This window comes from Thermacetogenium phaeum DSM 12270, from assembly GCF_000305935.1.
GTDB classification, from domain to species: domain Bacteria; phylum Bacillota; class DSM-12270; order Thermacetogeniales; family Thermacetogeniaceae; genus Thermacetogenium; species Thermacetogenium phaeum.
The window spans coordinates 1,432,180-1,444,808 of the sequence record NC_018870.1 but is presented as its reverse complement, the minus strand read 5'-3'; the positions used below and the strand labels follow the sequence as shown (position 1 = coordinate 1,444,808).

Annotated in this window: 11 protein-coding genes and 2 pseudogenes; 7 read left to right on the top strand and 6 right to left on the bottom strand. The window is 50.2% G+C overall.

The window, feature by feature from the left end; translation table 11 throughout:
- Positions 1-166: 166 nt before the first annotated feature.
- From TPH_RS07120 to rpe, 4 genes are read left to right on the top strand one after another with little or no spacing between them, the layout of a single operon-like run.
- Positions 167-1,564: a peptidoglycan D,D-transpeptidase FtsI family protein gene (locus TPH_RS07120; protein ID WP_015050513.1), complete on the top strand. Its 1,398-nt coding sequence runs from the start codon at positions 167-169 to the stop codon at positions 1,562-1,564.
- 7 nt (positions 1,565-1,571) lie between these two features.
- Complete coding sequence (gene pknB / locus TPH_RS07115) at positions 1,572-3,401, top strand: Stk1 family PASTA domain-containing Ser/Thr kinase (protein ID WP_015050512.1); 1,830 nt, start codon at positions 1,572-1,574, stop codon at positions 3,399-3,401.
- 18 nt (positions 3,402-3,419) lie between these two features.
- Positions 3,420-4,295, top strand: coding sequence for a ribosome small subunit-dependent GTPase A (rsgA, locus tag TPH_RS07110; protein WP_015050511.1), 876 nt, complete (start codon positions 3,420-3,422; stop codon positions 4,293-4,295).
- Positions 4,296-4,300: 5 nt separating this feature from the next.
- Positions 4,301-5,002 carry a ribulose-phosphate 3-epimerase gene (gene rpe, locus TPH_RS07105; protein WP_148275975.1) on the top strand — a complete coding sequence of 234 codons (702 nt, stop codon included), beginning with the start codon at positions 4,301-4,303 and terminating at the stop codon, positions 5,000-5,002.
- 351 nt (positions 5,003-5,353) lie between these two features.
- Here rpe and TPH_RS16515 read toward each other — a convergent pair whose 3' ends face one another.
- From TPH_RS16515 to TPH_RS07095, 3 genes and pseudogenes are all read right to left on the bottom strand, one after another.
- Positions 5,354-5,467 (bottom strand): hypothetical protein, encoded by a 114-nt coding sequence (locus tag TPH_RS16515; RefSeq protein WP_408033293.1) that lies wholly within the window; start codon positions 5,465-5,467, stop codon positions 5,354-5,356.
- Between the two features lie 260 nt (positions 5,468-5,727).
- Positions 5,728-5,862, bottom strand: a pseudogene (locus TPH_RS16510) (transposase); the annotation flags it as partial.
- 196 nt (positions 5,863-6,058) lie between these two features.
- Positions 6,059-6,382: a transposase gene (locus TPH_RS07095; protein WP_015050508.1), complete on the bottom strand. Its 324-nt coding sequence runs from the start codon at positions 6,380-6,382 to the stop codon at positions 6,059-6,061.
- 188 nt (positions 6,383-6,570) lie between these two features.
- On the opposite strand from TPH_RS07095, the gene TPH_RS07090 reads away from it, so the two are divergent.
- Complete coding sequence (locus TPH_RS07090) at positions 6,571-7,830, top strand: ArnT family glycosyltransferase (protein ID WP_158502671.1); 1,260 nt, start codon at positions 6,571-6,573, stop codon at positions 7,828-7,830.
- Positions 7,831-8,511: 681 nt separating this feature from the next.
- Here TPH_RS07090 and TPH_RS07080 read toward each other — a convergent pair.
- The 3 genes and pseudogenes from TPH_RS07080 to TPH_RS07070 all read right to left on the bottom strand — a co-directional run bounded on the left by TPH_RS07080 (position 8,512) and on the right by TPH_RS07070 (position 11,200).
- Complete coding sequence (locus TPH_RS07080; RefSeq protein WP_015050506.1) at positions 8,512-9,267, bottom strand: ExeA family protein; 756 nt, start codon at positions 9,265-9,267, stop codon at positions 8,512-8,514.
- Positions 9,267-10,529: pseudogene (locus TPH_RS07075) on the bottom strand (Mu transposase C-terminal domain-containing protein). The gene TPH_RS07080 and the pseudogene TPH_RS07075 overlap by 1 nt, the downstream one beginning before the upstream one ends.
- 113 nt (positions 10,530-10,642) lie before the next feature.
- A complete protein-coding gene (locus tag TPH_RS07070; protein ID WP_015050504.1) occupies positions 10,643-11,200 on the bottom strand; it encodes a DUF6431 domain-containing protein in 558 nt (185 codons plus the stop codon).
- A gap of 584 nt (positions 11,201-11,784) precedes the next feature.
- Here TPH_RS07070 and TPH_RS07065 point away from each other — a divergent pair.
- Together TPH_RS07065 and TPH_RS07060 are read left to right on the top strand one after the other, a co-directional pair.
- Complete coding sequence (locus TPH_RS07065; RefSeq protein WP_015050503.1) at positions 11,785-12,321, top strand: glycosyltransferase; 537 nt, start codon at positions 11,785-11,787, stop codon at positions 12,319-12,321.
- Positions 12,311-12,586, top strand: a complete 276-nt coding sequence (locus TPH_RS07060) for an EamA family transporter (protein ID WP_148275974.1) — start codon at positions 12,311-12,313, stop codon at positions 12,584-12,586. The genes TPH_RS07065 and TPH_RS07060 overlap by 11 nt, the downstream gene beginning before the upstream one ends.
- The last annotated feature ends 43 nt before the right edge of the window (positions 12,587-12,629 follow it).

The window sequence follows — 12,629 nt, the reverse complement described above, 5'->3', positions numbered from 1 at the left end:
CCTTGAAAAAAACGCTGCAACATCCTGGTGTGTTGCTTTTGCGCTAAAAGGGTTAGGGCCTGTTGCTAATGTCCGGTGACTGGCGAGACAGTGGCCATAAAAGGGATAACCGGTGGTCCTGCCGGAATGTCCTTGTGCAAGAAACGCTTTTCAGGAGCGGTGATGTATGAATGATTCCATAAAAAAGATCATGGTTATTATTGCCATTTGTTTTCTCATCTATGGCGGTTATATGGTTTTTATCACTTTGATCCAGGGGCCATCCCTTAACAGCCATAGTGCCAATCCTCGACCCTGGATCGTCGAAAATCGTGTAGTACGGGGAGGAATTTTTGCCCGAGATGGAGAAAAATTAGCGGAAAGCGTTCCGGATGGAGATCAATTAAGAAGAAGGTATCTCTACCCGCAGGCCTATTCGCACCTGATCGGTTATGTTTCCAGAACTTTGGGTAAAACCGGGCTGGAGGCCGCCTATGATGAAGAACTGCTGGGCCTCAGAGGTTCCTTTCGCCAAGCGCTGGAGGTGCGTTGGGGACTGCGTTCGCATCAGGGTAATGACATTTACCTCACGATCGACCACCACCTCCAGGAAAGGGCATGGGAACTGCTTGCCCCTTACACAGGCGCGGCAGTAGCACTTGATCCCAGAAGCGGTGAAATTCTGGCCATGGTGAGCACTCCGGGATTTAACTCCAATCCCGATTATCTAGAGAAGCAATGGGAGGCGATCAAAAATGATGCCAGGCGCCCTTTGCTGAACAGAGCCACGCAAGGGCTTTATCCGCCGGGATCAACAATGAAGATCGTCACTGCTGCTCTCGGATTGAAGAAATATCCCCAGCTGGATGAGGTAATTTATAACTGCCGCGGTGAGATTACAATCCAGGGAAGGGTTTTAAAGGACCTGCAGGCACATGGGAGTGTGGATCTCAACGACGCCCTGGCGGTTTCCTGTAACAGTTATTTCGCTGAGCTGGGGCTGAGATTAGGGACGGATGACTTCATCAGAGGTTTGGAATCTTTTGGCTGGGGAAAAAAGATACCTTTTGACATTCCAACAACAACGATTCCACTCCCGCGCAGCACCCTGCAGTGCCCCAACGGACTGGCGGAAGCAGCCATAGGCCAGGGAGGGATCGCAGTAAGTCCGCTGTTTATGGCCCTCGTGGCAGGATCTCTAGGTCACAACGGAATAATGATGAGGCCATATCTCGTCCAGAAAATCCGTTCCCCGGACGGGAAGGTGCTTTGGTCACAGAAGCCCAGCCTGCTCAGGGTAACAGCCTCTGCGGAAGTAGCCCTGGCTGTGCAGGAAGGAATGCTTGAGGTTGTGAAGCACGGAACTGGATCTGCTGCAGCCATTCCCGGCATTGAGGTGGCTGGTAAAACCGGTTCGGCAGAAAATCCTGCAGGTTCCCCTCATGCCTGGTTCGTGGCCTTTGCTCCGGCATACAGGCCGAGTGTGGCTGTTTGTGTGGTTGTAGAACACGGAGGACAGGGCGGTAGGGTTGCTGCACCGATAGCCAGAGAATTGATAACATTAGCCCTGTCACAGGGAGATTAAGGATTTTATGAAAGGAAAGATGCTCAGCAATAGATACGAAATAATCACAAAAATCGGCGCCGGTGGGATGGCTAACGTCTATCAAGCCCGCTGTACCGTCCTCAACAGGATTGTCACCGTTAAGATCCTGCGCGAGGAGCTGGCAGAGGATAAGGATTTCGTGCGCCGCTTTCAGATGGAGGCCCAAGCGGTAGCGAGCCTCTCCCATCCCAATATCGTTAGTATTTACGATGTTGGTGAAGAGGACGGCTTGCCTTATCTGGTTATGGAATATGTTGAAGGAACCAATCTTAAAGAGATGATCCGCAGGCGTGGAGCCCTTCCACCATCTGAGGCTATCAGCATTGGTGTTCAGGTCTGTGCCGCCCTCGAGCATGCTCACAGCAAGGGGATTATTCACAGAGATATCAAACCCCATAATATATTAGTGACACCGGGCGGACGGGTGAAAGTGACAGACTTCGGATTGGCGCGGGTGCTTTCAATTCCATCCGCCACTGTAACCCAATCGGGCACGGTGATGGGCTCGGTCCATTACTTTTCCCCAGAACAGGCCCGGGGGGAAGAGGCTACTCCCCAATCGGACATTTACTCTTTAGGAGTAGTTCTTTACGAAGCAGTTTCAGGAAAAGTACCCTTTCAGGGTGATAATCCGATTTCCATAGCTCTCAAGCACCTCCAGGAGGACCCACCGGGATTGCGGGATGAAAACCCGGCAATCCCCGAAGAGCTGGAGGAGATTATCCTCCGGGCAATGTCAAAGTCTCCTGCGAAACGGTTTCAGTCAGCACGGGAGATGCAAAAGGCTCTATCGGATGGTTTTATCTCCGAAGATTATGAAGATTATACAGAAGAGCGCACTCACTATCTGGCTCCGGTGAGTAAAAATCAAGTCGGCATCGAGCGAAGGAAACGCCGTCTGCATCCTGCAGCAATAGGGACTCTGGTCTTATTATTTTTAATTTTTCTGGCAGGAGCTGTTTGGGGCTTCTTCAAGTGGTATTTTGGAGAGACTGTTGCTGTCCCCGAAGTAGTAGGATATTCCCAGGCAGAAGCCGAACAGAAACTGAAAGCCGCCGGGCTGGAAGCCGAGGTTCTTACAACCTATGAAGAGGACAGCGATGAAGGAATCGTGGTACGACAGCTACCGGCGGCGGGCATGAAAGTTAAGAAAGGCCGTTTGGTTCAAATTTGGGTAAATAAGGGAAAACCCTTAGTTTGGCTCCCGGAAACCACAGGAACACCGGAACGGGAGGCGAAGATTGCCCTGGAGAGCAGGGGTTTCCAGGTTAGAATAACGAGGGAACACAGTGAAACCGTTCCCGAGGGGTATGTAATTAGACAGACCCCTGCCGGTGACCGCAACTATACCGAAGGAAGCTTGATAACACTGGTGGTAAGCGAAGGGCCTGTACCAAGAAATATTCCCGTACCCAAGCTAATCGGGCTGAATGTGGAGCAGGCTAAAGCCACGCTGGAGGCAGTTGGGCTTGTTTTGGGAGAGGTGCGTGAGCAACCGAGCGAAAAGTATGAGCAAGGGGTAATTATAAGCCAGAGTATCGAACCGGGGACATTGATTCGAAAAGGTGATCCTGTCGATGTGGTTCAGAGCAGCGGCCTCATTGAAGAACCGGAAGTAAAAACCCTGGATTTCAGAGTACATAATACCGGGGAGGTAAGGGTAGTCATCAAAGATGCTAAAGGCACAAGGGTGGCCTACCAGCAAATCCACGAAGCAGGCGACAGGGTGAAGATCCCATTTGAGGTTTATACACCAGGTGAGATTGAGGTCTATTTCCAGGGTCAGCTGGTTGATAAATATAAAATCGATGATTAATGGAAAAAGGGAGGTTTTATGGAGGAGGGTTTGATAATCAAAGGGTACGGAGGCTTCTATTTTGTCCGGTCAGGGAAGGAGACCTGGCGGTGCCGAGGGCGCGGTCGTCTCCGTCGGGACGGTTCTTTGCTAGTCGGTGACCGGGTCCTCTTCACCAAAATAGATTCCAAAGAGGGGTTAATTGAAGCGATCCTGCCCAGAAAAAACTCGATTCAGCGTCCACCTGTGGCTAACGTTGATCAGATGATCCTGGTTGTTTCACTTGCCCAACCAGAGCCCGACCTTAAACTGCTCAACAGGACTCTGGTTCTCGGCGAGATGGAAAAATTAGAGATTCTGATCTGCTTCAATAAAGTAGACCTCGTTGCAAGGGAGAAGGCGGAATCTCTGGAGGAGATCTACCGAAAAGCTGGGTACCGGACCCTTTTGACTTCGGCGCTGGAAAAAATTGGGGTGACAGAGCTGTATCGATCATTGGCTGCTGAGAGGAGAATCTCAGTTCTGGCCGGCCCTTCGGGCGCAGGGAAGTCCACGCTCCTCAATACCATTGATCCTGGCTTGTCCCTTGCAACAGGAGAGATCAGCCCAAAGCTTAAAAGAGGCAGGCATACCACCAGATATGTTCAGCTGCTTCCCATCGGCAATGGTTATGTTGCCGACACACCGGGTTTTAGCAATCTCGAACTCCCATCCATAAAGAGAACGGAGCTGGCCCACTATTTCCCGGAAATCCGCGAGTATGCGGGGAAATGCCGGTTTCTCGATTGCCTGCATATCGATGAACCGGACTGTGAAGTGAAGAACGCCTTAAAAAGGGGGATCATCAGTAACATACGTTACCAGGACTACCAACGATTCCTCGGTGAGATAATTGATAAGGAGCGAATGTACTGATGCCAATCAAGATTGCACCATCGATCCTGTCGGCAGACTTCTGTGACCTCCCCAATCTCATAGGACTTCTGGAAAAAGGGAAAGCTGATGACCTCCACCTCGATATTATGGACGGCCATTTTGTACCCAACATCACGTTCGGCCCTCCCGTCGTCAGATCGATCAGGAAAATTACGAAGTTCCCTCTTGATGCTCATCTGATGGTAGAAAATCCGGAATTCTTTTTCGATGACTTCGCCGCCGCCGGAGCGCGCAGCATTACCGTACATGCAGAAGCATGCCGTCATCTGCACAGAGTGGTTCAGACCATCAAGAAGACGGGGTTACGGGCAGGTGTTGCACTTAATCCGGCTACACCCCTGCAGGTATTGGATTTTCTATTAGCCGATCTCGATCTCGTCCTTGTCATGACAGTAAATCCAGGGTGGGGAGGACAAGAATTCATATCTGGCATGTTACATAAGATTAGAGAACTGCGCGAGATGCTGATCCGTTCCGGCTCACAGGCTGATCTGCAGGTGGACGGTGGAATCAACAGGGATAATGTCAAGGCTGTGGTAGAGGCTGGGGCAAATCATTTAGTTATCGGTTCCGCTCTGTTAAGGGAGGAAAACCCGGTCGCAGCCCTGCACGAATACAGGCTGGCCGCCAAGGCTGCTTATATCGACAGTTGGTGGCATGACCGAATATCCAGTAAAGGAGAATAAGGCCTTAAACTTGTCTTTTAGCCGATCTTCGTTGTGCAGGGGATGTTAATTCTCTTTTTTCTGCGAAAATAGACTAAAACGGCTTGACCCCCTGAAATTGGACAATTAGTCTTTGTTGCTAACTATTTCATAAAGTATCATTGAATTGTTTAATCGGTTAATCGGAAGGCGGCGGCCTTGACTGCCACCCCGCAGGTGGTAGGCCAGGAACTACCGACGGGGTGGCTCCGGGGAACATGTAGGCAAGGTGTGCACGCCCCGCCGGAAAACACATTTTATGCGGGGTCCCCGGCCGTCAAGGCTTCCCTGACGGCGCCGCCCAAAGACCTCCAGGGCCCACCAAAGAACATGTTAAACTTTTACTGGTTTTAACTCTACCTGGTTGTTTTTCAGCAGTTGATAGCATTCCAGCGGTGGTAAGTATTTAGTTGCTGAATGAATCCGGGTTTCGTTGTAAAAGCGGATGAAGTCGACAACCGTTGCATACGCTTCGGCATAGCTGGTAAACTCATGACGCGAGCATCCTTCGCTTCACAGGACAAACCGATATGGTAAGCTACAATGCAACGGTCAAAAACGTCAATGATCGGCATGATGAAAAAGAATCTATCTTCCCCGGCAATGTAGCCGTATTTAAGATCGGCTTCCCAGAGCTGGTTGGAAGCTGTAATGACCCGGTTCCTGGCCAGCCGGCGGGGGTGTTTGCGCTTTATTTTCCGCTGCGGCCTTAAGATATCCAGTTCCTTGCAAAGCCGGTACACCTTTTTCTTGTTAATGATCAGGTGAAACTTCCGGCGCAGGCAGTGGGTTAATTTTAAGTATCCATAGGCAAACCCTTCGGCGGTAATTAATTCGCACAACCATTCTTTGACCTGTTCGTGCTCACCACCTTGTTATCGCTGGTGAAGGTATAATGGGATTTAGGCCGGCCGCCGGCAAAGATCCTGGGTTTGGGTTGGCGCTTTAAATTAGCGTAATACGTGGAGCGGCTGATCCCGATAATCCGCAAAACCAGGGAGACTTTATATCCCAAAGAGATCCATTTTTGCGCCACGGCTATTTTATCGGGAAGGGTAGGTTCGTTTTTTTTAACAAATCACGAAGAATGGCGATTTCCAGGTCTTTTTCGCCCAGCAGTTTCTTTAGTTGCTCATTCTCCTTTGTTATCTTCTTGTAATCAGGAGGAATACAGGAGCCGTTTGTTCCTGGTACCTCCTTTTGCGAGTAAAATGTGCCGTATCTTTTATAGCACCTAGCCCAGCGGGCGACCAGGCTGGGTGCAATATCATGTCTTCTGGCCACGATCGAGGCATTGCCTGTTTCCAGGGTTTCTTTCACGATCTGTATTTTCATCTCTGGTGAATATTGTTTTCTGTTCAACTAAATCATACCCCCTTACTTAACTGTAACAGATTGTGGTCTAACTGTTCAATCTCGTTAGGGGGCTAAATAGAAAATAGATTTTAAAAATTAATTTCTTGGTGATAAAAGTGACATTTAGGCCGAAAGCTAACAGTTTCCGAAAAGTTTTGTCACCTTTACTTTCCTACGTCTTCACAGATAAGTCTGTGGCTGGATTTTTATTGGTTACGGGCGTAGCCTTTCTTCTTAGATTGGCGTGGAATCTTACTGTTCACACTTATCCAATCTCGGACTTTGCCTGGTATCATGAACGCGCAGTTGGACTAATCCAAGGCGAAGGATACTCGGTTCACGGTAACCCTACTGCTTATTGGCCTATCGGCTATCCTTTGTTCTTGGCCGCGCTTTACAAGGTATTTGGGGTTCATTTTTATGTAGCTAAGGTTTTCAACATTATCATGAGTTCTGTTACAGTTGGGTTGACCTTCCTTCTCGGGCGCAATCTATGGAGCTTTGCAGGAGGCTTGTGTGCTGGCATTCTGTTGGCTATATTGCCGAGCCAAATCGAGTGGACCAGCGTACTTTGCTCCGAAGTGCTCTATACATTCCTTTTGGTTACTTCCTTATACATATTTACGCTCAAAAAGCCAGAGGAGCAGAATTGGTTCCACCCGTTAGCTTCCGGAGTATTGTTGGGACTGGGATGTTTAGTTCGACCTGTGGGTCTATTGTTGCCGTTGTTTTTGTGGTTTATCTATTTCTTTTCTACTAAAAACTTCAAGCGTGGAGTCGTTTTGGGAGGGATACTTGTTGCGAGTACGTTACTTACTATTTCACCTCTGACAATTCGGAATTATATAGTCTTCAAATCGTTTATACCCGTTTCTACAAATGGGGGGATAAACCTATGGCAGGGTAACAATCCCAATGCCACAGGTGGATACTACTGGCCCAGTGATCCCGAATCCAATCCTTTAACGCCTTATTTCAACGATGAAGTTAAACGGGATCAAGTGGCGAGAAAATTAGCCCTGGAATTTATATGCAACAATCCGGATAAGTTTTTAAGACTTGGGTTAGTAAAGCTCTACAACTATTATAAGGACGACAGAAATGCCTTAACTTTCAGTCTAAATCCCACTTACCCGCGACTTTCCGAAAAAACAAAGCTCAGAATTACCAATATAGCAAATCGTTATTATCAAATTTTCATGTTGATAGCGCTATTCGGAGCGGCGATCTGTTTCTTAAGAAAAGAACATGTTAATAATCAATTCATTTTCTGTACCGCAATCACTGTCATTTTATATTTTTCAGGCGTTCATTTCGTTTTTCCCGCTTGGGATCGTTACCGCTTTCCAATAATGCCCATGTTTTCGTTATTTGCTGGTCTTGGGCTTACGATAATACTGAATAGGCTCAATTTCCTTGGTACGAAACTTTTACGGATTAACAAGCGCAAGTGAGTAATGGCTTAGTATGACTGGATTCTGACAGTAAACCACCGTTTTAGGATGCCACGGAGAGCTCTAGCCCTTGAAAAACGCACGTCAGGGTTCTGGATTTTTGAACTTATTGTGCCACGTCTTGTTGATAGTGACTCGCTGTGAGCAGGTAATTGTGCTTATTCTTAGTGCCATGCTTATTAGAACCAAGGTTTCAAGAACAAGGATGGTAGCACAAGGACCTAGCTCCAGCTGGCGATCAGGGAATAGGTAAATGGGAAGGTGCGCCAGAAGGTCATAGCTAGACTGGGCCGCCTGGATGAACTACAGGAGGGAGGTGAACTCGACCGGTTTATCGAACCCCTGGCCAAGTTTTTCAGGAACCAGTGGATAAAGGAGCAGGTCCAAGAGTTTTTGGCAAAGTGGGCTCAAGACTCTCGGGTCCAGCGTATATACTCGAACGGTTGTGGAAAGTGTGATTTTTCAAACTAAACTCACCAAAATTTTGCGAATTAAACTGACCAGTTAATTCAAAAAAACAAGGTAAATTTTCAGAATAAAACATTTCATCGAGAGCCGGTTTATCAAATTGTCACAATCGTTTAGGGAACCTAAAAGGGCTGAGTACGTCACACCTCAGCCCTTCCTGAGCAACAGTGTTTTCAGAACCCCAGCTCACCCGCAGCCTGCCTGACGATATCCTCATCCACAGGACACACCTTGAGCTGAGCGCCAAGCATAAGAGCGGTGCCGGCAAGATTGTTCACCATTCTCGGCCAGCCCCGGGAGTTGGAAGCGATGGCCTCGATAGCCGACTCGGTGAACAGGGTATGATTGGCTCCTGCCAGCTTCAGGTGGTGTTCGATCCTTGACCTCATCCCTCTCCAGAGGTTCCATCTTGTAGCGCATCACCACCCGCTGGGCGAGGGACTGGGTCTGGCTTAAGCCCAGGCGGTTCAACAGGAACGGCAGTCCGGAGAGAACGAAGACAAACGGGTTCAGCGAATCCATCGAGAAATTGAAGAGAATACTCAAATCCAGCAGGAACTTGGGTGAAGCTAAGTGCATTTCATCCAGGATAAAGACGGGAGTGCTCTTTTTCTCTTGAAAGAGGTTGAGCACAGAGCGCTGGATCTGCTCGAAGAGGTCGATCTTGCGGAATTTTGGCTCCTCGCCCAGCCCGCCTGCCAGCCCCCGGTAAAAATCCATCACCGTTCCGGTAGACAGGGGGAGGTAGATCACTCTGTAGAGGGCGGGGTTCAACCCTGCCGCAAGGGAGCGCAGGGCAAAGGTCTTTCCCGACCCCGGCTCCCCCACCAGTACCCCGATTCCCCTTGCTTTCACAAGGTACTGCAGCCTGGCCTTTGCCTCCGACCAGTTTCTCGATGAAAAGCAATTCTCCGGTGCAATTCCTTTTGAGAAAGGCTCCCCTGACAGGGAATAAAACGCCCGGTACATTACCCTTTCCCCTCCTCATCAAGCATCCTGGCGAAAGAGAGTGACCGGTCTCTTTTCACCCGGGCGTTGTCGGCCAGGTTGACAGGCTTCGCCTCGGCAACCCTGACACCGCCGGCAAAGACGAACACCCGGCCGGGATTCTCAGGGTCGAAGCGGACTTCTATCTTCTGCCCGATGAACTGGGGTGGCACCTCGAAGAGTCGCTTGTTGAGGGAGATGGTGCCGTCATGCTTCACGGTGCGCCTCTCCCGCTGCAGGAACAACTGCTCCAGGGAAGCAGGGTCCTCTACCATTCTGACCTGGCTTGCCTGGGACAGAAACTTGTCCAAAGGGCTCATCCCCAGAGCAGTGTGTACGCTCCGGTGGTAATCGGTCTCCAGCCATTCCCAGAAGGCCCGGTTCAGGGATTCAAGAGAGGATAGACTGTCCGGTTCCAGCCGGGAGTAGAAGCGCTGTTTCACCGTTAAAAAGAACCTCTCGATTTTCCCCTTGGCCTGGGCATCATAAGGCCTGGTGTGGATGAGGGCGATACCTAAAGAGGCGCAGACCACGTGGAACTGGTCGGAGTGGTAGATCTTTCCGTTTTCCACGTAAACCATCCTGGGTATCCCCCGGCGCAAGATCGCCTCCTTGAAGACGATCTTCAGCGAATCGTATTTCCCCGAGAGACAAAACTGGGCAAAAGGGATGAGGCGCGAGCAGTCGTCGATAAAGGCAAAGAGGAAGGCCTGCACCTTCCTGCCGTTCAACTTGAGGTAGGGGCCGTAGGACACATCCCCCTGCCAGAGCGCATTCACGGTGTCGTAGGCAAACCTCTTGCGCTCGCGACTTCTCCTAGCGAATATCTCCCCTCACCAGGTCATGTCTTTTCAAAAACCGGTAGACTGAGGAGTAAGAGAAGTCACAAGGGAGGATGACCCCTTTGGCGATCAGCTGATCGTAAAAGACCGAGACCGGGATACAGGGTTGCTCCTTCCTCAGAGAAAGCAGCCTCTCCTGCAGCTCCGGGGGGATCTTCCTGCTCTGCCCCCTGTCGGAACGGGCTTTGGGTTTAAGCCCTTCAAACCCCCCCTCCGGTAATCCCTCACCCAGCACTCGATGGTCTTGGGGGTGTACTCCTTCGGGCCATAGTAGGGGACCTGGTGCACCCTTTCGGCTACTTCGGCCAGATACTCCCGGATGTTGGTCACCTGCCCCTGCAGGATAGGGGCAATCAGGCCAAAGCGAAACAGCGCTACCTTTTCTCTTTCCTTTTCGTCCATAGGATCTTCCTCCTGAAACATTGGTTTTGGTGCCGTTCGGCCACACGTAAAAGTCTAAAGCCGAGAGGAGAAAGATTCCATGCAAAAGTTCTGTGTTTAAAAAGTTCTTTCCATTAGCCCCGGAGGAATAGTAAAATTAAAGTGCCATAAAGCTGTGATGAAAATGACTGAAGAACCTTTGGGAAAAAGCCGATTCGTCCATGGAATCTGCGGCGCATCTCCTGATCATTTTCAGCAGCTTTATGGTCTTGATCCGGTTCCGGGATCTGCTCTTTTGAGCCCTGGTCCCTGAAAAACATCTCCACCGCCTTCAGGTTCTTGAGAAACCGCCTCCTGTAGAACTGGACCTTCTGGTAGTACGTTTTGAGCTTCCCTAAGATAAAATGGCCTCTCAAGCATCCCAGGATGAAGCCCACAGTGTGCTGGTAGTGAGGAAGTAGAAAGGAAGGCAGGACAGAGAACGTCTTCTTGCAGCAGGAGCACTTGAATCTCCTGATAGCAATCTGCAGTTCTTTCTTAAAGGACAAGACGTATCTTGAGTAAAAACCGTGTTTCTTCAGGGTGCCCTTGGCGTTGCACATGGGACAGGAATCGATGAAGGGAAAGTCGTTATTTTCTCTCCTGTTGCTGTACTCTACAGGTGTTACTCCAAAGTCATGGATGATCTGCAAAGCAAGTTGCCTCCCCGGAAGTGATAAAAAAAAACGTGCCATAATTTTAGCACAATAAAGAGGCAACTTTTCTCTTACAAAGAAATTTATTTTGACAAGATCATTCCGGTTCTGGAGGGTTTACTGGAGAAATTCACAGGAAAGCACTAGAGCTATGCTCTACCTTCCGCCACCTGATGAAGCTGACGGACATAGAGACCAATTTTGAATAAAACACCTTTGCCATGGTGCTGACCCGGATTCTCGACTCTATACCTAAGCTCGCGTTCTGGAATAAATAAAGACAGTTTACTGGCCTCAGTGGGAGTTGGAGTTGCACCATCTCTACCGTGCTCTGGGCTTTCTGATTGACCACATGTAGGAGATAGAAGGAGCTTTCTACTGTAGGGTACAGGACTTGTTCAACCTAAAGTTGGACCACGTGCTTTGGGATACTACCACCTTTCTCCTAATTTCTTCCGTCCGTTTCTGCCAAAAAGTGGGGATCACTCAGCCTGTCAGAGCAATAGGACAGTAGGACAAAATAAACTGAGCAGTGTGTTTAGTCTTTTTTCTATTTTTGCGAGAAGAAAGGGGATGGTAGCTTGCTTCTAGGTATCGTGATCCCTGTTTACAACGAGGAGATGCGCCTTCTCTCCATGTTCCGCGTTATCAGGGAAGAGTTGAAGGGGATTGACTACGTTGTCATTATCGCCGACGATGGCTCTTCTGACGGCACGGTCGAGGTAAGGACGCTCATCAGGGCCCTGGTCAGCTGGGGTTTTGCTTCTCTCGCCAGGCTCCTCACGGGGCTACCTTACCGGGACTTCCAGTGTGGGTGCAAGGCGTTCACGGCGGAAGCAGCGCATGCACTCTTCTTGGAGCCGTTTCGGTGCGGGAAGTTTGCCTTCGACGTGGAGGTCCTGCTCAGGGCGCGGGACGTTGGCTTCGTCGTTACCGAAGTTCCGGTGCTCTGGCGCGCGGGGGACGGTTCAAAGGTGAGGCTCCTAAAGCACGGCCTAGAGATGCTGAAGTCATTGCTCGCCCTGCGGGCGGCCTACGGGAGGGGTGGTGCCCGTGCGCGTGTGGCTCTTCGCCCTGGGGGCGGTGGTTCTCGGCTCCACGGGGCAGATGTGCCTTAAACTGGGGGTCAACGGGGGCATCGTTAAATCGCTGTCCAACCCTTGGACGCTCATTGGTGTCTCTCTCTACGGGCTCTCGTTCCTGTGCTGGCTCGAGGTCCTCGCCGCCTGGCCCCTCTCCAGGGCCTACCCGGTGCTCGCTCTGAACTTCGGGCTCGTGGCGTTCTTCGCGGCGGTCTTCCTTAAGGAGCCACTCACGCCCATGCAGGTAGCGGGGACGCTCCTCTGCGCGGCAGGGGTAGCACTCATTGGAGCAGGGAGATGATATGACGTGCTGTTTCTTCTCCAAGGTCGCGCCCTGGGCCACA